Annotated in this window: 20 protein-coding genes; 13 read left to right on the top strand and 7 right to left on the bottom strand. The window is 69.9% G+C overall.

Annotation, left to right across the window (positions count from 1 at the left end):
• Nucleotides 1-11 precede the first annotated feature (11 nt).
• From tatA to FBY40_RS01940, 5 genes are all read left to right on the top strand, one after another.
• Complete coding sequence (gene tatA, locus FBY40_RS01960) at nucleotides 12-272, top strand: twin-arginine translocase TatA/TatE family subunit (protein ID WP_141935983.1); 261 nt, start codon at nucleotides 12-14, stop codon at nucleotides 270-272.
• Nucleotides 269-1,063, top strand: a complete 795-nt coding sequence (gene tatC, locus FBY40_RS01955) for a twin-arginine translocase subunit TatC (protein WP_141935981.1) — start codon at nucleotides 269-271, stop codon at nucleotides 1,061-1,063. The genes tatA and tatC overlap by 4 nt, the downstream gene beginning before the upstream one ends.
• A gap of 24 nt (nucleotides 1,064-1,087) precedes the next feature.
• A complete protein-coding gene (locus tag FBY40_RS01950; RefSeq protein ID WP_141935980.1) occupies nucleotides 1,088-1,642 on the top strand; it encodes a twin-arginine translocase TatA/TatE family subunit in 555 nt (184 codons plus the stop codon).
• A gap of 198 nt (nucleotides 1,643-1,840) precedes the next feature.
• The gene (locus FBY40_RS01945; RefSeq protein ID WP_124292116.1) at nucleotides 1,841-2,224 is read left to right on the top strand and encodes a YciI family protein; all 384 of its coding nucleotides are present in this window, start codon (nucleotides 1,841-1,843) and stop codon (nucleotides 2,222-2,224) included.
• Nucleotides 2,221-3,282 carry an RNA polymerase sigma factor gene (locus FBY40_RS01940; RefSeq protein ID WP_141935978.1) on the top strand — a complete coding sequence of 354 codons (1,062 nt, stop codon included), beginning with the start codon at nucleotides 2,221-2,223 and terminating at the stop codon, nucleotides 3,280-3,282. Before FBY40_RS01945 ends, FBY40_RS01940 begins: the two co-directional genes overlap by 4 nt.
• Before the next feature lie 256 nt (nucleotides 3,283-3,538).
• Here FBY40_RS01940 and FBY40_RS01935 read toward each other — a convergent pair whose 3' ends face one another.
• The 4 genes from FBY40_RS01935 to FBY40_RS01920 are packed head-to-tail and all read right to left on the bottom strand — an operon-like array spanning nucleotide 3,539 to nucleotide 7,141.
• A complete protein-coding gene (locus FBY40_RS01935; protein WP_141935976.1) occupies nucleotides 3,539-4,339 on the bottom strand; it encodes an ABC transporter permease in 801 nt (266 codons plus the stop codon).
• Nucleotides 4,336-5,145, bottom strand: coding sequence for an ABC transporter permease (locus tag FBY40_RS01930; RefSeq protein ID WP_235014451.1), 810 nt, complete (start codon nucleotides 5,143-5,145; stop codon nucleotides 4,336-4,338). Before FBY40_RS01930 ends, FBY40_RS01935 begins: the two co-directional genes overlap by 4 nt.
• Nucleotides 5,145-6,002 (bottom strand): ABC transporter ATP-binding protein, encoded by an 858-nt coding sequence (locus tag FBY40_RS01925; protein WP_141935974.1) that lies wholly within the window; start codon nucleotides 6,000-6,002, stop codon nucleotides 5,145-5,147. The genes FBY40_RS01930 and FBY40_RS01925 overlap by 1 nt, the downstream gene beginning before the upstream one ends.
• Nucleotides 6,003-6,019: 17 nt before the next feature.
• A complete protein-coding gene (locus FBY40_RS01920) occupies nucleotides 6,020-7,141 on the bottom strand; it encodes an ABC transporter substrate-binding protein (RefSeq protein ID WP_141935972.1) in 1,122 nt (373 codons plus the stop codon).
• Between the two features lie 183 nt (nucleotides 7,142-7,324).
• Here FBY40_RS01920 and FBY40_RS01915 point away from each other — a divergent pair, with 183 nt between their 5' ends.
• Genes FBY40_RS01915 through xdhC form a run of 3 tightly spaced genes read left to right on the top strand, consistent with a single transcriptional unit; the run spans nucleotide 7,325 to nucleotide 12,102 of the window.
• On the top strand, nucleotides 7,325-8,914 hold the full coding sequence (locus tag FBY40_RS01915; protein ID WP_235014449.1) for a xanthine dehydrogenase small subunit: 1,590 nt from the start codon (nucleotides 7,325-7,327) through the stop codon (nucleotides 8,912-8,914).
• Nucleotides 8,914-11,253 carry a xanthine dehydrogenase molybdopterin binding subunit gene (xdhB, locus tag FBY40_RS01910; RefSeq protein WP_141935970.1) on the top strand — a complete coding sequence of 780 codons (2,340 nt, stop codon included), beginning with the start codon at nucleotides 8,914-8,916 and terminating at the stop codon, nucleotides 11,251-11,253. The genes FBY40_RS01915 and xdhB overlap by 1 nt, the downstream gene beginning before the upstream one ends.
• Nucleotides 11,254-11,268: 15 nt before the next feature.
• On the top strand, nucleotides 11,269-12,102 hold the full coding sequence (gene xdhC, locus FBY40_RS01905; RefSeq protein WP_141935969.1) for a xanthine dehydrogenase accessory protein XdhC: 834 nt from the start codon (nucleotides 11,269-11,271) through the stop codon (nucleotides 12,100-12,102).
• Between the two features lie 13 nt (nucleotides 12,103-12,115).
• Here xdhC and FBY40_RS01900 read toward each other — a convergent pair whose 3' ends face one another.
• Nucleotides 12,116-13,039 carry a 2-hydroxyacid dehydrogenase gene (locus FBY40_RS01900; protein ID WP_235014446.1) on the bottom strand — a complete coding sequence of 308 codons (924 nt, stop codon included), beginning with the start codon at nucleotides 13,037-13,039 and terminating at the stop codon, nucleotides 12,116-12,118.
• A gap of 68 nt (nucleotides 13,040-13,107) precedes the next feature.
• Here FBY40_RS01900 and FBY40_RS01895 point away from each other — a divergent pair, with 68 nt between their 5' ends.
• Nucleotides 13,108-13,539, top strand: a complete 432-nt coding sequence (locus tag FBY40_RS01895; RefSeq protein ID WP_141935967.1) for a DUF1761 domain-containing protein — start codon at nucleotides 13,108-13,110, stop codon at nucleotides 13,537-13,539.
• A 15-nt stretch (nucleotides 13,540-13,554) separates the two neighbouring features.
• On the opposite strand, the gene purQ is transcribed toward FBY40_RS01895, so the two are convergent.
• Nucleotides 13,555-14,259, bottom strand: a complete 705-nt coding sequence (gene purQ, locus FBY40_RS01890; RefSeq protein ID WP_141935966.1) for a phosphoribosylformylglycinamidine synthase subunit PurQ — start codon at nucleotides 14,257-14,259, stop codon at nucleotides 13,555-13,557.
• Nucleotides 14,256-14,504, bottom strand: coding sequence for a phosphoribosylformylglycinamidine synthase subunit PurS (gene purS / locus FBY40_RS01885; protein WP_124292126.1), 249 nt, complete (start codon nucleotides 14,502-14,504; stop codon nucleotides 14,256-14,258). Before purS ends, purQ begins: the two co-directional genes overlap by 4 nt.
• 213 nt (nucleotides 14,505-14,717) lie before the next feature.
• On the opposite strand from purS, the gene FBY40_RS01880 reads away from it, so the two are divergent.
• From FBY40_RS01880 to FBY40_RS01865, 4 genes are all read left to right on the top strand, one after another.
• Complete coding sequence (locus tag FBY40_RS01880) at nucleotides 14,718-16,013, top strand: ABC transporter substrate-binding protein (protein WP_141939962.1); 1,296 nt, start codon at nucleotides 14,718-14,720, stop codon at nucleotides 16,011-16,013.
• Between the two features lie 76 nt (nucleotides 16,014-16,089).
• The gene (locus tag FBY40_RS01875; RefSeq protein WP_124292127.1) at nucleotides 16,090-17,154 is read left to right on the top strand and encodes a carbohydrate ABC transporter permease; all 1,065 of its coding nucleotides are present in this window, start codon (nucleotides 16,090-16,092) and stop codon (nucleotides 17,152-17,154) included.
• A complete protein-coding gene (locus FBY40_RS01870) occupies nucleotides 17,151-18,080 on the top strand; it encodes a carbohydrate ABC transporter permease (protein WP_141935964.1) in 930 nt (309 codons plus the stop codon). The genes FBY40_RS01875 and FBY40_RS01870 overlap by 4 nt, the downstream gene beginning before the upstream one ends.
• Before the next feature lies 1 nt (nucleotide 18,081).
• Entirely contained in the window at nucleotides 18,082-19,581 is a 1,500-nt protein-coding gene (locus FBY40_RS01865) for a GH1 family beta-glucosidase (RefSeq protein ID WP_141935963.1), read from the top strand.
• Nucleotides 19,582-19,603 lie beyond the last annotated feature (22 nt).

The raw sequence follows: 19,603 nt of genomic DNA, 5'->3' as shown, positions 1-19,603 counted from the left end.
AAGGAACTCCCATGCTGCAGAACCTCACGGGCTGGCACGCCCTCGTCATCCTCGCCGTCATCGTGCTGATCTTCGGAGCCGCGAAACTCCCGGCGCTCGCACGAAGCGTCGGTCAGTCGATGCGGATCCTGAAAGACGAAGTCCGCGAAAACGTCGACGATACCCCCGGCCAGCCGGGCGTCGCGTCGGTTGCGGCATCGGTTCCGATCGGCCCGTCGCGCGCTCCCGCCGTACCGACGACGGCAGGCGCCGGAGGAGTGCGCCCGTCATGACCGCCGCGACCGTCGCCCGAGGCGACATGCCCCTCGGATCGCATGTGCGCGAAGCCCGTCGGCGTGCCGTCCGGGCGGCGGTGGCGCTCACGATCGGCGTGATCGCCGGATTCGTCTTCTCGGACCAGGTCATCGAGGTGCTCCGCGCCCCGATCGAGGTCCTCGCCGAGTCGCGCGACGCGAGCCTCAACTACGACTCCGTGACCGGAGCGTTCGAGCTCAAGGTGAAGATCGCCCTGTTCGCAGGAGTCGTGCTGTCGAGCCCGGTCTGGATCTTCGAGCTCTTCGGATTCGTCTCGCCCGGCCTCACACGCCGTGAACGTCGGCTCACGGTCGGGTTCTCCTTCGCCGCGCTCGCGCTGTTCGCCACCGGAAGCGTGACGGGGTTCATCCTGTTCCCGCACATGGTGGAGCTGCTGGCGAGCTTCGCGTCGGCCGAAGACAGCACGATCCTCAGCGCCACGTACTACGTCGACTTCGTGATGAAGATCGTGGTGGCCACCGGCATCGCCTTCACCCTGCCGGTGTTCATGGTGCTGCTCAACGCGCTCGGACTGGTGTCAGCCCGCACGCTCCTGCGCAGCTGGCGGCTCATCGTGGTCGCGGTCGTCGTCTTCAGCGCCCTGGTCACCCCCTCGGCCGATGTGCTGTCGATGTTCCTCATCGCCGTGCCGATGGCGGCGCTCTTCGCCGGCGCGCTCCTCATCACTCATCTTCACGACCGCCGCGCCGCCCGCCGCGCGAGCGCCGCTCGCCTTCCCGACCCCGTCGCCACGCCCGCGGGTGTCTGAGGCTCCCCGACCCAAGGAGACCCGGTGTTCGGCCTGACCTTCGAGAAGCTCTTCGTCGTCGCCGTTCTCGCCGCGCTGGTCATCGGCCCGCATCGCTTGCCGCACCTCGCCCGCCGGGCGGGAGAGATAGTGAGAGGACTGCGCGCCTTCGTCGAGAGCACGCGCACCCAGGCGGAGAGCGACCTGGGGGTTCCCCTCGACCGTGCTCGCTGGGAGACCATGGATCTTCGCCAATACGACCCCCGGCGGATCATGCGCGAAGCTCTCGACGCTGCCCCGCCGCGCAGGACCGGCGCGGAATCTCCGGCGCAGACGGCCGGCGATCCTGTCCTGCCCGGCGTCGACCACGAGCCGGACGACAGCCCGGATGTCGACGCCGAGTCGCCTGCCGCGCCGCGGCCGGCCCGCCCGAGCGCGACCGGGCGCGGACAGAAGTACGTCGTCTCAGGCTCGGCGGCGCACCCCCGTCGCATCCTGGTTCCGCCATCAACAGAAGAGGATGCCGCGCCTGCGCCGGCCGCCGGGATGACCGGAAGCGCGGAGGAGACGGGTTCGGAGGTCGCGCGCGCGGTCATCTGACGGAAGCGACAGGCTCCCCACATCCACACCGACCCCCGCTGTCGAAACCGACCGCGGCGCAGCGGGTTTCGACAGTGCAGGTCGGTCTCGGGGGTGGAGGCCGACGGGTAGGTGATTCCGCACGGAGGAGTGTCGATCGGCGACGCGTTCGATCGTCACCCCAGTGACGCCGACTCCGGCGCACGAAAGGATGACATCATGCGATACGCACTGCTCTTGCACTACCCCGAGATGACCGCGGACGAACTCGGCGCCGAGGCACTGGCCGAAGGGATGCGAGCCTTCGACGACTACGCGAAAGCTCTCGATGCGGCGGGTGTTCTCATCAGTGCCGAGGTGCTGCAGCCGTCCAGCCTCACCACGACAGTCACGGCAGCGAACGGTGCACTCCAGGTGCAGGACGGCCCCTTCGCCGACACGAAGGAACAGTTGGGCGGCACCTTCGTCATCCAGGTCGACAACCTCGATGACGCCATCGCCTGGGCGGGTCGTGCGCCGTCGGCGCAGTACGGCTCTGTCGAGGTGCGCCCGTCGGGCACCTATTTCGCCGACGGTGCGTGGCAGGCGTTCGATTACCGATGACCGCGGAGAGTGACGCCAGGGCCGTCGCTGAGCGCACGGCGCGGGTGTCATACGGACGCGTCCTGGCGGTGGTGGCGTCGAGCACACGCGACGTCGCCCTCGCCGAGGACGCCCTGGCCGATGCTTTCGAACGAGCCTTGCGGCTCTGGCCCCGCGATGGCGTCCCTGCGAATCCGGAAGGGTGGGTGATCACCGTGGCGCGAAACCGACTGCGCGACGCGCTCGGCTCTGCGGCTCGGCGAACCTCTGCTGATCTCGACGACGGCCTGGTGGCGCGCCTCGCCCACCCGGCGTCTGCCGATGCCCTCGACGAGCTGGAGCGGCTCGAGGACATCCCCGACCGCCGACTGGAACTGCTCTTCGCTTGTGCGCATCCGGCGATCGATCCCGCCGCACGCACGCCCCTCATGCTGCAGACGGTGCTGGGGTTCGAGGCGTCGCAGATCGCCGCCGCCTTCGCGGTTCCGAGCGCGACGATGGCCCAGCGACTCGTGCGGGCGAAGCGTCGCATCCGCGGTGCCGGCATTCCGTTCCGCATCCCGCGCCGCGACGACATGCCCGCGCGTCTGCCCGCAGTGCTCGAAGCGATCTACGGCGCATATGCGATCGACTGGCTGAATCAGGGCGACGAGCCGCGCGAATCGCTCGCCGACGAGGCACGGTGGCTCGCGGTGCTCACCGCCGCGCTGCTGGGCGACGAACCTGAGGCGTGGGGTCTCGCCGCGCTGCTGACGTTCGCCCAGTCTCGCGCGGCGGCCCGCATCGGCGATCCCTGGCCGCCGCTCGACGAGCAGGACACCACGCTGTGGGATCGCGCACTGATCGCCGAGGGCGACGCGCTCCTGCAGCGGGCGTCCGACCTCGGCCGCCCGCTGGGGCGCTTCCAGCTCGAAGCGGCCATCCAGGCGGTGCACTGCAACCGAGCCCGCACCGGAGAACTCGAGGTCGACACCCTCGTGCGGCTCTACCGCGGACTCGTCGCCATCGCCCCCACCGATGGGGCACGCGCGGCCCTCGCCGCCGCCGAAGCACGGGCGGCGCGGCCCTCCCCTCGATGAGGCCTACCGAGACCGGGTCGCGAGCGACCCTTATGACTGCGCCGTATCGCCAGGCTCCCATGCGTCGAGCAGAGCGGAGCCTCGGATGCCGACCGACGGCGACGCCGAAGTGCGGCCCGAGTTCCAGCTCTGATCCAGCGGCGCGCCCTCCGCGCGCCCAAACCCACCCGCGCCGTCGAAACCGACCGCGGCGCGGTGAGTTTCGGCAGCGGAGGTCGGTCTCGCGAGGCGGCGACGCTGCGCGCCGCCCCGCGCGTCAGCGCGACCCGGTCGGCATCCCCATGCGCGCCAGGACGACGTTCTCGATCACCTGCACCACGTTGTAGAGCACGAGCGTGATGACGGTGATGAGCGCCACCGAGGCCCACAGCTCGTCGAAGCGCGCCGAGGCGCTGAACTTCTGGATCATCCCGCCGATGCCCTGACCGGTCGAGAGCCACTCGGCCAGCAGCGCTCCGGTCACCGCGCCCGGCACCGACACCCGCGCCGCCGCGAACAGCGACGGCAGGGCGCCGGGCACGTTGACCTTCCGCAGCTGCGTCGCCCGCCCGCCGCCGTAGACGTGAACGAGGTCGAGGCTCTCCTTCGACGCCCGGCTGAGCCCGAACAGCACCGACGCGAGCGCGGGGAAGAGCACGACGATCGAGCCGATGACCGCCACCGAGGCGGGAGTTCCGCGGCCGGTGATGAGGATGATGACGGGCGCGATCGCCACGAGCGGCACGCTCCGCAGCAGCAGCGCGAGAGGCATGACCCCCATCTCGACCGAGCGCGACAGCGAGAACGCGATGGCGAGGACGACGGCGACGAGCATGCCGACGACGAAACCGAGAGCGGCGTCGGAGAGGGTCTGCGCCAGAAGCGGCGCCATCTCGGCACGGTGCAGCGCAGCATCCTCATCGGTGAAAAGGAACTGCCACACGTCTACCGGACCCTTGGCGACGTACGGTGAGATGCCCGTGAGGTTCACCACCGCCCACCAGAGCGCGACGACGATGACGAGGGTGAGGAGGGCGTTGAGAAGAGAGCGGCCGACGGCCCGTGCGGCGCCGGTCATGCCGCCACCGCCTTGCCCGAGACCCACGGCGTGACCGCGCGGGCGAGCAGTCCGACGACGGCGTAGCCGACGAGCGCGACGATCGCCGACAGCAGGAACACCGCCCAGACGCGCGCGGAATCGAGATCGCCCTGCAGACGGATGAGGGTGATGCCGACGCCGCGGTCGGTGGCGCCCATGTACTCGCCGAGGATCGCGCCGAGAAAGGCGGAGGGGACGGCGATCTGGAGGGCGTTCAGGATGGCGGGAAGGGCGGCGATGAGCCGGACCTTGCGCAGCTGCATCCAGCGCGATCCGCCGTAGACGCGCACGACGTCGAGGCTCGAGCGGTCGGACGAGCGGAACCCGAGGAGCGCCCCGACGACCGTGGTGAAGAACACCGCGAGGGCGGCGAGGAAGATCGCCGTCGCGCTGGGGTCGCCCGCGCGCCGCGCGCCGCCGAGCACCACGATCGCGATGCCGCCGACGGCGACCACCGGCAGGCAGTAGCTCACGACCGCGATCTGCACCACGACGGTCTCGATCTGGGGGAGGAGGAGCACGGTCGAGGCCACGAGGAGCGCCAGGCCGTTGCCCCAGGCGTACCCGATGAGCGCCTCGGTGATCGTCACCTCGAAGACGCCGATGTAGGGAGCCAGGCCGTCGGTCCAGATGGTCTGGAACACGACGAACGGTGAGGGCACGGGGGTGAAGGTCGTGCCGGGCCGCGGTTGGAAGACGGTCGCCGAGAACAGCCACCACGCGGCGAGGAGCCCCGCGGCCCCGATGAGCCCGGCGAGCCAGCCGGGGATGCGGCGGACCCGCATCAGGCTTCCGCCGCGGCGCGCCCGTCGGCCCCGAAGAGCAGTTCCGACGCGCGGTCGACGAGGGCGTGGAACTCGGGCGTGCGCTGCAGATCGGGGGTGCGAGGATGCGGCAGGTCGACGTCGATGATCTCCTTGATGCGTCCGGGACGCGGCGACATCACCGCGACGCGGTCGGAGAGGAAGATCGCCTCGGAGATCCCGTGGGTGACCAGCAGCGTCGTCGCGGGCTTCTCGGTCCAGATGCGCAGGAGCTCGAGGTTGAGGCTCTGCCGGGTCATATCGTCGAGTGCGCCGAAGGGCTCGTCGAGGAGCAGCACCGAGGGCTTCAGCGCGAGGGCGCGGGCGATCGACACGCGCTGGCGCATGCCGCCCGAGAGCTGGGCGGGCTTGGCCTTCTCGAAGCCGGTGAGCCCGACGAGGGAGATCAGCTCGTCGATGTAGGCCTTGTCGGCGCGGCGGCCGGCGACTTCGAAGACGAGCCGGATGTTGGCGTAGACGCTCCGCCACGGAAGAAGTGCGTGGTCCTGGAAGGCGATGCCGAGCTCGCTGTCGCGGCGCAGCTGCGCGGGGGTCTTGCCGTCGACGCGCACGTCGCCGGTCGTCGGCGTCTCGAGGTCGGCGAGGATGCGCAGGATCGTCGACTTGCCGCATCCCGAGGGCCCGAGAAGGGCGAGGAACGAGCCCTTCTCGGTGTGCAGGTGAGTGTCCTGCAGGGCGGTGACGGTGCGGCCGCGACCGGTGGCAAAGGTCTTGGTCAGACCGTCGATGCTGATGCCGGAACCGCCGGCCGGCGCCGCCGACGGGGTGACCCCCGCCGACGGCGTCGCCGTGGCATCCGATGTTCTTGTATCGGTCATGATGTGCGTCGCTCGGGCTACGGGAGGTAGTCGATGAGCTCGGGGTTCTCCTCGTAGATCTCGTCGATGATCGTGGTGTCGAAGAGGTCGTCGACCGACACCTCCCAGCCGGCCGCGGCGAGCGAGGCCACGGTCTGCTCCTTGAGCGCGTCGGAGATGGTGAACAGGCCGTTCGCCTCGGTCTCCTCGGTGGAGATGAGGAGGTTCTGCGCCTCGATGCCGAGCGCTGTCTTCTCAGGGTCGAGCGCCCCGAAGACGGCCTCGAGCCCCTCCGACGACTCCGCGGCAGCCGCGTTGTAGTACTTCTCGACGAGGGTGACGGTGTCATCGACCGGCTGCTGGAAGACCTCGGTCCAGCCCTTGATCTCGGCGGTCAGGAACGCCTTCAGCAGATCGGCGTTCTCGGCGAGGTACTGGTCGGTGACGGTGAAGGTCTCGGCGACATAGGGCACGCCGTTCTCGGCGTAGGCGAGGTTGGTGACCTCGTAGCCGGCGAGCTCGACGGTGAGGGCCTCATTGGTGAGGTAGGCCATGAAGCCGTCGACGTCGCCGTTCATCAGCGGCGTCGGGTCGAAGTCGACCGGCACGACGTTGACGTCGGCGGGGTCGATGTCGTTGGCGTTGAGGAGGGCCGCGAAGACGGAGGCGTTGGAGTCCTGCACGCCGATCGTCTTGCCGATGAGGTCTTCGGGGGTGGTGATGTCACCGCCGTCGGCGAGGGAGAGGATCGTGAACGGGTTCTTCTGGAAGGTCGCGCCGATGATCTTCAGTGGCGCCTCCTCCTCGGCGATCGCGGCGCCCACCGATGCGGCGTCGCTGAGCGCGACCTGCACGGTGCCGGAGAGGAGCTTGGCGACTCCGGTGTCGGGGCCCGAGATGCCGATGACCTCGTCGAAGCCGGCCTCGTCGTAGTAGCCGTTCTCGTAGGCGTAGAACTCGCCGGCGAACTCCTCGTTCTTGATCCAGGAGTACTGGACGCTGATCTCGCCGTACGACGCCTCTTCGGCGCTGTTGCCGCCGGCGGCGGCGGTGGTCGTGCCGCCGGACGCGCAGCCGGCGAGGACGAGGGCGGAGGCGAGGAACGCGGCGGCGCCGGCGGCGATGCGGCCGCGGCGGCTCAGGGGGCTGTGTGTTGCCATCGGGTGTTGGCTCTTTCTTGTGCAGGTGGAGCTCAGGGATGTGATCAGGCGAAGGTATGGCGCCGACGTTTCGCCTGACGCCGTGGGGTGTTTCGGACGTGTGACGGATGGCGCGGCGGGGTGCGGCGGGAGGAGACCGCCCGTCTCGCGCGGGCCGTACAATCGCGAAGATGGAGCGTGCGCGTGGCTGAACACCGTGTGGATGACGGAGCGGTGGCCGAGGTGGTTATCAACGAGGTCACCGTCAACGGCGCGCTCCGATCGCTCGACGGCGTCGCGGTGCACACCAGCGCGCTCGACTGGCTGCGCTCGTGCGGCCTGACGGGCAGCAAGGAGGGGTGCGCCGAGGGCGAGTGCGGCGCGTGCGCGATGCTCATCGCGACGCCGGCTGCGGATGCCGCGGGTGCGGCGTGGACCGCGGTGAACTCGTGCCTCGTGCCCGCCCAGGCGCTCCGCGGTCAGGAGATCGTGACCGCCGAGGGCCTCGGCACTCCGGAAGCGCTGCACCCGGTGCAGGAGGCGATGGCGGTGGGCGGCGGGTCGCAGTGTGGCTACTGCACACCTGGCTTCGTCTGCAGCATGGCCGGGGAGTACTACCGGCGCGATCGCGCGCCGGAGGGGAACGAGCGCACCCTCGCGGGTGGGGAGCGCACCCTCGCGGGTGAGGAGCGCACCCTCGCGGGTGGGGAGCGCACCCTCGCGGGTGAGGAGCGCACCCTCGCGGGTGCGGAGGGTGGGCACGTCGGGGCGAACGGATTCGACCTGCACGCGCTGAGCGGCAACCTCTGTCGCTGCACGGGCTACCGACCGATTCGCGATGCGGCATACGAGCTCGGGATGCCGGAGGGCGACGATCCGCTGGCGGCGCGCCTGCGGCATCCGGCCCCGGAGCCCGTCGCGACAGACGTGACCGTCGACGGCGCCCGGTTCGTCCGCCCGGCCACCCTCGACGATGCGGTCGCCCTCCTCGAGGCTGAGCCCGATGCGCGCCTCGTCGCCGGCGCGACCGACTGGGGCGTCGACGTCAACCTCCGCGGTCTGCGCGCCCCGCTCGTCGTCGCGATCGACCGCCTGCCCGAGCTGCGGGCGTTCCGCATCGACGACGACGAGATCGAGCTCGGTGCGGCGCTCACCCTCACCGAGGTCGCCGCCGCCCTCGGCGCTCGTGTGCCGCTCCTCTCCGAGCTGCTGCCGCAGTTCGCCTCACCGCTCATCCGCAACCGGGCGACCCTCGGCGGCAACCTCGGCACCGGGTCGCCGATCGGCGACGCGCTGCCGGCGCTCCTCGCCCTCGGCGCGAGCGTCGCCCTCGCCTCGCGCGACGGGGAGCGGAATGTACCGCTCGAGGAATACTTCACCGGCTACCGCCAGACGGTGCGGCGCACCGACGAGATCATCCGAGCCCTGCGCTTCCCCGCGCCCCGCGGCGAGCTCGCTGCGTTCCACAAGATCGCCAAGCGCCGCTTCGACGACATCTCCAGCGTCGCCGTCGCGTTCGTGATCGACCTGCGAGGCGGCGTCGTCGCCGACGCACGCATCGGGCTCGGCGGCGTCGCCGCCATGCCGGTGCGCGCCCGCGCCACCGAGCAGGCGCTCATCGGCCGCGACTGGAGCCTCGCCACCGTGCGCGAGGTCGCCCCGGTGCTGGGCGCCGAGGGCACGCCGATGTCGGATCACCGGGCGAGTGCGGCCTACCGCACCGCGATGCTCGAGAACGCCCTGCGGAAACTCTTCGCGCGGCACCCGAAGCCCACCGCATCGGCGGTGGGCTGATGAGCGATCTCGCCCGCCGCCCCGCCGACCCGGTCGTCGGCCGCTCCGTCGCGCACGAAAGCGCGACCCTCCATGTCACCGGCCGCGCGATGTACACCGACGACCTCGCCGTGGAGACGATGGGGGTGCTCACCGCGTGGCCGGTGCAATCCACCCACACGCATGCGCGCGTGACCCTCGACGTCCTGCCCGCCTACGGTGTGCCCGGGGTCGTCCGGGTGCTGACCGCGGAGGACGTGCCGGGTGTCAACGACGCCGGGGTCAAGCACGACGAGCCGCTCTTCCCCGTCGAGGCGATGTACCACGGGCACGCTCTCGCCTGGGTGCTCGGCGAGACCCCCGAGGCGGCGCGGCTCGGCGCCGCCGCCGTCGAGGTGACCTACGAGCCGCTCCCGAGCATCGTCACCCTCGAGGAGGCCATCGCGGCCGGCTCGTTCCAGGGTGCCGAGCGCGCGATCGTCCGCGGCGACGCCGGCGCGGCCCTCTCCGACGCCCCCCGCGTGTTCGAAGGCGTCACCGCGTTCTCGGGCCAGGAGCATTTCTACCTCGAGACCCATGCGTCTTTCGCACGGATCGATTCCGAGGGGCAGGTCTTCGTCGAGTCGTCGACGCAGCACCCGAGCGAGACGCAGGAGATCGTCGCGCACGTGCTCGACCTGCCGTCGCACCAGGTGACCGTGCAGTCGCTGCGGATGGGCGGCGCCTTCGGCGGCAAGGAGATGCAGCCCCACGGCCTGGCGGCCATCGCCGCACTCGGGGCGAGCCTCACCCGGCGCCCGGTGCGGCTGCGCCTGAACCGCACTCAGGATCTGACGATGACCGGCAAGCGGCATCCGTTCCACATCTCCTGGCGGGTCGGATTCGACGACGACGGCCTGCTGCAGGCGCTGGAGGCGACGCTCACCTCCGACGGCGGGTGGGCGCTCGACCTCTCGGAGCCGGTGATGAGCCGCGCGCTCTGCCACGTCGACAACGCCTACTGGATCCCGAACGTCCACGTCGTCGGCCGCGTCGCCCAGACGCACAAGACCTCGCAGACGGCGTTCCGGGGCTTCGGTGGTCCGCAGGGGGTGTTCCTCATCGAGGACATCCTGGGCCGCACCGCCCCCGCGCTCGGCATCGAGCCCGACGAGCTCCGCAGCCGGAACTTCTACGCCCCCGGGCAGGACACCCCCTACGGGCAGGTGGTGAAAGACGCCGAGCGGATGCCCGCGATCTGGCAGACCCTCCGCGCCGAGGCGGAGGTCGACGCTCGGCGCGCGGCGATCGCGGCGTTCAACGCCGAGCACGACGACGTCAAGCGCGCAATCGCGATGACGCCGGTGAAGTTCGGCATCTCGTTCAACTTCACCGCCTACAACCAGGCCGGCGCCCTCGTGCACGTGTACAAAGACGGCTCGGTGCTCATCAATCACGGCGGAACCGAGATGGGCCAGGGCCTTCACACCAAGATGCTGCAGGTCGCCGCGACCGCCCTCGGGGTGCCTCTCACCCAGGTGCGGCTCGCCCCGACCCGCACCGACAAGGTGCCCAACACCTCCGCGACGGCAGCGTCGTCGGGCGCCGACCTCAACGGCGCGGCCGTGAAGAACGCCTGCGAGCAGATCAAAGAGCGGATGACGGCGGTCGCCGCCGGGCTCCTGGGCACCGATCCGGATGACCTCGTCTTCGCCGGCGGGCAGGTCACCGCTCCTCATCTGCAGCGCTCGGTGCCGTTCGCCGAGGTGGCCCTTGCCGCCTACTTCTCGCGGGTGCCGCTCTTCGCCGCCGGGTACTACCGCACCGAGGGCCTGTCGTGGGACATCGAACGTATGACGGGTTCGCCCTTCAAGTACTTCGCCTACGGTGCCGCGGCGGCCGAGGTCGAGGTCGACGGGTACACCGGCGCCTACCGGCTGAGACGGGTCGACATCGTCCACGACGTGGGCGACTCGCTCTCGCCGCAGATCGACCGCGGGCAGATCGAAGGCGGGTTCGTGCAGGGCGCCGGATGGCTCACCCTCGAGGATCTGCGGTGGGACACCTCCGCCGGCCCCGGCCGCGGGCGACTCCTGACGACCTCGGCGAGCACGTACAAGCTGCCGAGCTTCTCGGAGATGCCCGAGGACTTCCGCGTGCACCTCTTCGCCGACGCCCGCGAGGACGGCGCGGTGTACGGATCGAAGGCCGTGGGGGAGCCGCCGCTCATGCTCGCGTTCGCCGCGCGAGAGGCGCTGCGCGAGGCGGTCGCCGCCTTCGGCGAGCCGGGGCGCACCGTCGAGCTCGCTTCGCCCGCCACCCCCGAGGCGGTCTTCTGGGCGATCGAGGCGACGCGCTCCGCGCTTGTTGTCGCGCCCTAGCGGAGAGCGACGCCGATGGACTGGGTCGACGAACTGCGCCGGCTGCGCGATGCACGCCTGCCGGCGGTGCTCGTCACCCTCGCCGCGGTGCGGGGTCACGCGCCGCGCAACGGCGGGGCGAAGCTGGTGGTCTCACCCGATCGGCTCTTCGGCACCGTCGGCGGCGGCAATCTCGAGGAGACCGCGATCGCGACGGCGCGCGAGATGATCGAGGCGGGCGAGAACGAGCCGCGGCTGCTGACCCTCACCCTCAGCGACAAGGCCGCGACCGAGTACGGCGTGCAGTGCTGCGGGGGAGAGGTGACGATGCTGCTCGAACCGGTGCGCGTGGTGCCGACGGTGGCGGTCTTCGGAGTCGGTCACGTCGGACTGGAGCTCGCCCGGGTGCTCGCGCGACACGAGATCGAGCTGTGGCTCATCGACGGGCGCGCCGACATGGTGGCCGAGGAGCGGCTCGGGGTACCCGGACGCTCGGGGATCTTCGCCGACGCGGTCGCGACCGTCAACGTGCGTCACACCCCGGTGCCCGAGGCGGCGATCGCCGACCTGCCGGCCGGCACGCACGTGCTCATCATGACCCATGATCACGTCGAGGATCTGGCCCTCACCGACCAGGCGCTCCGACGCGATGACCTCGCGTCGATCGGGCTGATCGGCTCGCGCTCGAAGTGGGGGCGGTTCGCGGCGAAGCTCCGCGAGCTGGGGCACACCGACGGCGATCTCGCGCGTGTGACCACGCCCATCGGCGTGCCCGAGGTGTCGGGCAAGGCGCCGGCCGTCATCGCGGTGAGCGTCGCAGCGCGGCTGCTGCAGCTGATCGAGGAGGCAGCGCGCGCGCCGCGCGGGTGAGGCGGAGGCGGCGTCAGCCGCCGAGGACGACGTTCAGCGGGGCCTCGCCCCGCGACATCCGCTCCATCTGACGGCGGACGAGTCGCGCGATCCGCGGGCGCATCGCGCTCGACGCGCCGCCGACGTGCGGGACGATGAGCACGCCGTCGGTCGACCAGAGCGGATGACCCGCGGGCAGCGGCTCGGGATCGGTGACGTCGAGCGCCGCGCGGATGCGGCCACGGCCCGCGTGATCGACGAGCGCATCGGTGTCGATGAGCGGCCCGCGACCGACGTTGACGATGAGGGCGCCGTCGGGAAGAGCGCGGAGGAACCCGTCGTCGACGAGGTGGCGGGTCGCGTCGCCGCCCGGCAGGGACGCCATCACGATCTCGGCATGCGGCAGCAGCTCGGGCAGTTCGTCGACCCCGTGGATCGTGACACCGTCTTCTTCGCGGCGGCGCGACGCCACCCGGACGAGCTCGACCTCGAAGCCCGCGAGCCGGGCCTCGATCGCCTTGCCGATGCCGCCGTATCCGAGGAGCAGGACCCGCCGATCGGCGAAACTCTCCGCGACTTCGGGCGCCCACCGGCCCTCGACCTGCGCGCGCACGAACGCCGGCACGCGTCGCTGCGCAGCCAGCGCCAAGGTCACCGCGAGCTCCGCGGTCGAGGTCTCATGCACGCTGGAGGCGTTGGCGAAGGTGTATGTCGGCGGCAGAATATCCTCGATGCCGTCGTACCCGATCGACTGGCTCTGCACCAGGCGGGTCTCGACCTGGTCGAGGAGCGGCACCGCATCGGTCAGCGACATGTAGGGCAGCACGACGACGTCGATCCGGGGTCGAGGCGGCGGGCCATCCATCGGCCACACGATCACCTCCACGCCGGCGGGGGCCGGCTGGATGTCATCGGCGAGCTGGGCGGTCGGAACGGACACGACGAGATTCGCACTCACCACTCCCACGCTACCGCCCGGCCGGAGTATGGTCTGGCGCAGGAGGCGGCAGCACCTGCCGATGACGGATGGTTCCCGAGATCAACTACTGGGCGGTCCTGATCGCCACGGCCTCGACGCTCATCGTCGGATCGGTGTTCTATGCGCCGAAGGTGTTCGGCACGAGGTGGGCCCGACTGGCCGGCGTCGACATGAACAGACCTGGCGCCACGGCGGTCATCCCGATCCTCGTCACGATCCTCGTGAGCTTCATCAGCGCGTGGGTGCTCGCCGGGGCGACCGCGATCGCGTGGCACTTCTACGGGGGCGGGTATCTGCTCGCAGCGCTCGGCACAGCGATCATCCTGTGGGCCGGGTTCACGGCCGCCCGGATCATCACGCACGACGCCTTCGAGGGGCGACCGTCGTCGCTGACCGTGCTGACGATCGGCCACGAGCTGGCGACGTTCGTCGTGATGGCGCTGATCATCGGGGTCTGGCCGCCCGCCGGCACCGTCTGACCCGCTCGCCGCGGCTCAGGCCGCGGCGACGAGCGACGCGATCGCCGAGGTGAAGAACCGGCGGCCGTCGACTCCCGAACGCATCGCGAGACGGGTGTCGGGGCCGAAACCCTCCTCGACGGCGTGCTCGGGGTGGGGCATGAGCCCCACGACGTTGCCGCGCTCGTTGCGCAGACCCGCGATGTCGTTGAGCGACCCGTTGGGGTTCACGCCCAGGTAGCGGAAGGCGACGAGGCCCTCGCCCTCGATGCGCGCGAGGGTGTCGGCGTCGGCGATGTAGCCGCCGTCGGCGTTCTTCAGCGGGATGACGATCTCTTCGCCGTCGGCGAAGTCGGATGTCCACGCCGTCGACGCGCTCTCGACGCGAAGACGCTGGTCGCGGCGGATGAACTGCTGGTGGGCGTTGCGGATGAGGCCGCCGGGGAGGAGGTGCGCCTCGACGAGCATCTGGAAGCCGTTGCAGATGCCCAGCACGGGCATCCCGCCCCGCGCGGCGTCGGTGACCTCCGACATGATGGGCGCGAGGGCGGCGATCGCCCCGGCACGCAGGTAGTCGCCGTAGCTGAAGCCACCGGGGAGGATGAGGGCGTCCACGCCTTCGAGGTCGTGCGAGCCGTGCCAGAGGGCGACCGGCTCACCGCCGGCCAGACGCACAGCGCGGCGGGCGTCGACGTCGTCGAGACTCCCGGGGAAGGTGATGACGCCGATACGGGCGGTCACTCCACGACCTCCACGCCGACGACGTCTTCGATCACGTCGTTGGAGAGCACCTCGGCGGCGATGCGGCGGGCCGTGGCGAGGGTCTCGTCATCGACCTCCCCGTCGACGGTCAATTCGAAACGCTTGCCGATCCGCACACCCGAGAAGCGGTCGACGCCGAGCCGCGTGAGGGCTCCGGCGACGGCCTTCCCCTGCGGGTCGAGCAGCTCGGCCTTGGGCATGACGTCGACGACGATGGTGGGCACACCGACATCTTACGGCTCGACCCCCCGCTCGCCGTCGTGACCTGATCGTTACCCATCTTCTTGGGAGCGCTCCCTTGACAGCTGTGAGAGCGATCCCATAGCGTCATCCGCAATCCGTGGGAGCGGTTCCACGGGAACGTCAACCTGCACCGTGTCGCCGACACAGCATCGTGCTTACCCACCCACAAAGGAGTGATCGTGACGTCATCCACCATGCGCAAAGCGGCCGTCGCGGCTGCGATCGCATCATCCACCGCCCTCGTTCTCGCGGGCTGCAGCTCCTCCGGCGGCGACGCCGCAGGCGGCGAGGCCGGCGAGGACATCACCCTCACGGTCACCACCTTCGGCACGTTCGGCTACGACGACCTGTACACCGAGTACGAAGAGGCCAACCCCGGCATCACCATCGAGGCCACCAACATCGACACGGGCGGCAACGCCCGCACCGACGCCTTCACCAAGATCGGGGCGGGATCAGGACTCTCCGACGTCGTGGCGGTCGAAGAGGGCTGGCTCGGTCAGATCATGGGCGTCTCCGACCAGTTCGTCGACCTGCGCGACTACGGCATCGAAGACCGCAAGAGCGACTGGCTCGAGTGGAAGTACGACCAGGCGACCGATCCCGAGGGCCGCGTCATCGGTTACGGCACCGACATCGGCCCGCAGGGCATCTGCTACAACGCACCCGCCTTCGAGGCGGCGGGTCTGCCCACCGACCGTGAAGAGGTCGCGACTCTTCTCGAGGGCGACTGGGAGAACTACTTCGACGTCGGCCGTCAGTACAGCGAGGCCACCGGGAACGCCTGGTACGACCACTCCGGCTTCGTCTGGAACGCCATGGTCAACCAGCTCCCCGAGGGCTACTACACCACCGACGGCGAGCTGAACGTCGAGGGCAACACCGAACTCGAGGAGCGGTTCGAGCTTCTGGGCGCGGCGACCGAGGACGGGCTTTCGGCGGCACAGGCGGCATGGGACTGGAACAGCGGCGAATCGTTCCTCGACGGGACATTCGCGACGTTCATCTGCCCCGGGTGGATGCTGGGCGTCATGAAGGGCTCGATCGAGGGGGCCGGTGGCGATGAGGACAACGGATGGGACTTCGCCAACGTCTTCCCCGGTGGCCCGGCGAACTGGGGTGGCGCCTTCCTGACCGTTCCCGAGACGTCGGAGCACAAGGAAGAGGCGGCCAAGCTCGCGGACTGGCTCACCCAGCCCGCGCAGCAGGTGAAGCAGTCCGCCGCAGCGGGCAACTTCCCGAGCACCGTCGAGGCGCAGGAGACCCTGGCGGCGGAGGCGACTCCCAACCCGTTCTTCAACGACGCACCCACCGGCGCGATCCTCGCCGAGCGCGCCGTCGGCGTCGAAGCGCAGTACAAGGGCCCGGAGGACTCCGTCATCCAGGAGAACGTCTTCGGTCCCGCGCTGAAGGCGCTCGACCTGGGCGAGACCGACACGCAGGGTGCCTGGCAGCGGGCGCTCCAGCTGCTGAACGAACTGGTCGGCTGAGGCCGATCGGATGACACGGGGCCTCCGGGCGGACAGCCCGGGGGCCCCGACCATCTCTCCGCGAGAGGAACTGCACATGACCGCGACTCTGCCGTCGCCGGCGTCGGCACCCGCCGATTCCGGTCGAGATGAGCCGAAGGATCGGATGCGCCGATCCGTCCGCTCCCCCTTCCGCCAGCGTCTGTCGAAGGCCGACCAGAAGGCCTCGCCCTACCTCTACGTCGCCCCGTTCTTCCTGCTGTTCGGCGTCGTCGGCCTCTTTCCGCTGCTCTACACGCTCAACGTCTCGCTGTACGACTGGGACCTGCTGCAGGGACAGGGCGACTTCGTGGGGCTCGGCAACTTCGTCGAGATCCTGAACGACCGGATGTTCTGGAACGCGGTGTTCAACACCATCAGCATCTTCCTGCTCTCGGCCATCCCGCAGCTCACGATCGCCCTCATCGTCGCGTACCTCCTCGACCGGGGCCTGCGCGCCCCGACCTTCTGGCGGATGAGCGTTCTCCTCCCGTTCGTGGTCACCCCGGTCGCGGTCGCGCTCATCTTCTCGAGCATCTTCAGCGACGTCGATGGGCTGGCGAACAACCTCCTCAACATCTTCGGCATCCCCGACCAGCAGTGGAAGCAGGACCGGTTCCTCAGCCATCTCGCGATCGCGATCATGGTCAACTTCCGGTGGACGGGTTACAACGCCCTCATCCTCCTCGCCGCCATGCAGGCGGTTCCGCGCGACCTGTACGAATCCGCCGCCATCGACGGTGCGGGTCCGGTGCGACGCTTCTTCTCGATCACCATCCCGACAATCCGCCCGACGCTGATCTTCGTCATCATCACGGCCACCATCGGCGGGCTGCAGATCTTCGCCGAGCCGCGCCTGTTCGACGTCTCGGCCGCCGGCGGGATCGGCGGGAGCGACCGCCAGTTCCAGACCATGGTCCTCTTCCTCTGGGATCTCGCCTTCTTCCGCACGAACCTCGGTGAGGCGTCCGCCGTCGCGTGGCTGCTGTTCCTTCTGATCGTGCTGTTCGGCGTCCTCAACTTCCTGATCGCCCGTCGCATCGCGACATCCGACTCCCGATCCGACCGCAGAGCACGCCGCATCGCACGGCGTCAGGCCCGCACCCACGGAGGCGTCGCATGAGTGTCACCATCCCCGAGCCCCTTCCCGCGGTGCAGGTCGAGACTCTCGACAACGATCCGCCGGAGCGACCCGGCAGACGCCGGCGCGGTCGCGAGACCGGCAACGCCGGCATCGGCAGCCGTCCGGGCTTCCTCACCTACGGCCTGCTCGCCGCCTTCATCCTCGGCAGCGTCTATCCGCTCTGGTGGTCGTTCGTGGTCGCCAGCGGCACGAACGCCACCCGGGGCGAGACGCTTCCGCTCATTCCCGGTGGCAACTTCCTCGCCAACGCCGCCCGTGTGCTCGACGCCATCCCGTTCTGGCTGGCGCTCGGCAACTCGATCGTCATCTCGGGGGTCATCACCGTCTCGGTCGTGACGTTCTCCACGATCGCCGGCTACGCCTTCGCCAAGCTGAAGTTCCGCGGCCGCAACGGACTCATGCTCTTCGTCATCGCCACCATGGCGATCCCCACGCAGCTCGGCATCATCCCGCTGTTCATGGTCATGCGCGAGCTCGGCTGGACCGGCACCATCGGCGCCGTCATCGTTCCCACCCTGGTCACGGCCTTCGGGGTGTTCTTCATGCGTCAGTATCTGGTCGACGTCATCCCCGACGAGCTCATCGAGGCGGCACGTGTCGACGGGGCGGGCCAGTTCCGCACGTTCCTCACCGTCGGTGTTCCCGCCGCGCGACCGGCGATGGCGATCCTCGGGCTGTTCACCTTCATGACGGCGTGGACGGATTACCTCTGGCCGCTGATCGTGTTGAGCCCGAGCAACCCCACGCTGCAGACAGCACTCAGTCAGCTGCAGTCGGGATACTACATCGACTACTCGATCGTGCTGGCCGGCGCCGTGATGGCGACGATCCCGCTCTTGATCCTCTTCGTCATCGCGGGTAAGCAACTCATCAGCGGCATCATGGCCGGAGCAGTGAAAGGCTGACATGACCATCGACCTCACCGAGGACCCTCGCCTCGCTGTCACGAGCGCCCGCGCCTTCCCGCCCGGTTTCCTCTTCGGCGCCGCCACCGCGGCCTACCAGATCGAGGGCGCCGCGCACGAGGACGGGCGACGCGACTCCATCTGGGACGCGTTCAGCCGGGTGCCCGGCGCCGTCATCAACGGCGACAACGGCGACGTGGCGTGCGACCACTATCACCTCTATCGCGACGACGTGGCGCTGATGAAGGAGATGGGGCTGCAGACCTACCGATTCTCGACCTCCTGGTCGCGGGTGCGTCCGGACGGGGGAGCGCTCAACCCGGCCGGCATCGACTTCTACCGTCGGCTCGTCGACGAGCTGCTCGACGCCGGCATCCTCCCCTGGCTGACGCTCTATCACTGGGACCTGCCGCAGGCACTGCAGGAGCGGGGCGGCTGGGCGAACCGCGACACCGCCGACCTCTTCACCGAGTACGCGCTCGACATGCACGACGCCCTCGGCGACCGGGTGAACGTGTGGACCACGCTCAACGAGCCGTGGTGCGCGTCGTTCCTCAGCTACACGGCGGGCATCCACGCCCCCGGGCACTTCAGCATGACCGAGGGCATGCTCGCCTCCCACCACCTGCTCCTCGGCCACGGTCAGACCGTCCGCGAGCTCCGCGCCCGTGATGCGTCGCTGACGCTCGGGATCACCCTGAACCTCACGGTGGCCGATCCCGCTGATCCGACCGATCCGGCCGACGTCGACGCGGCCCGTCGGATCGACGGACAGTTCGACCGCTGGTTCCTCGACCCCCTCTTCCGGGGCGCGTATCCGGCCGACATCCTGTCGGATTTCGAGAAGAAGGATGCCGCGGCCGTCGCCGCCTTCACCGAGGCTGTGCATCCCGGCGACCTCGCCGCGATCAGCACGCCGTTCGACACCCTCGGCGTGAACTACTACCACGGCGAGCTCGTCGGCGGCACCGAACCGGCGGTGCTCCCGCCGCGCGGCGACGCTCCGACCGACCGCGTGACCGCGTCGCCGTTCCCGGCTTCCGACGGAATCTTCTGGCATGACCGGGGCCTCGCCCGCACCGCGATGAACTGGGAGGTGCAGCCCGAGGGGCTGACACGCCTGCTGAAGAGGACGTGGGACGAATACGCCGCGCCCGCTGGTGTCGCGCTCTACGTCACCGAGAACGGCGCGGCCTACGACGACGACGTGATCGTCGACGGCGGCGAGGTGCGGGTGCCGGATGCGGAGCGCACGGCGTTCCTCCGGGCGCACCTGGGTGCGGTGCTGGACGCCGCCGAGGCAGGCGTCGATGTGCGCGGCTACTTCTACTGGTCGCTGCTGGACAACTACGAGTGGGCGTGGGGCTACGAGAAGAGGTTCGGCATCGTCCGGGTCGACTACGACACCCAGGCGCGCACGGTGAAGGACTCCGGCCGCGAGTACCGCCGTATCATCGCAGCACGAGAGCTCGACGACGTCCACCCGGAGGTCGCGTCGTAGCGTCGATCGCGAGGCGGGTGCC

It is taken from the genome of Microbacterium sp. SLBN-154 (assembly GCF_006715565.1).
Taxonomy (GTDB): domain Bacteria; phylum Actinomycetota; class Actinomycetes; order Actinomycetales; family Microbacteriaceae; genus Microbacterium.
This window is presented reverse-complemented; position numbering and strand designations above follow the sequence as displayed.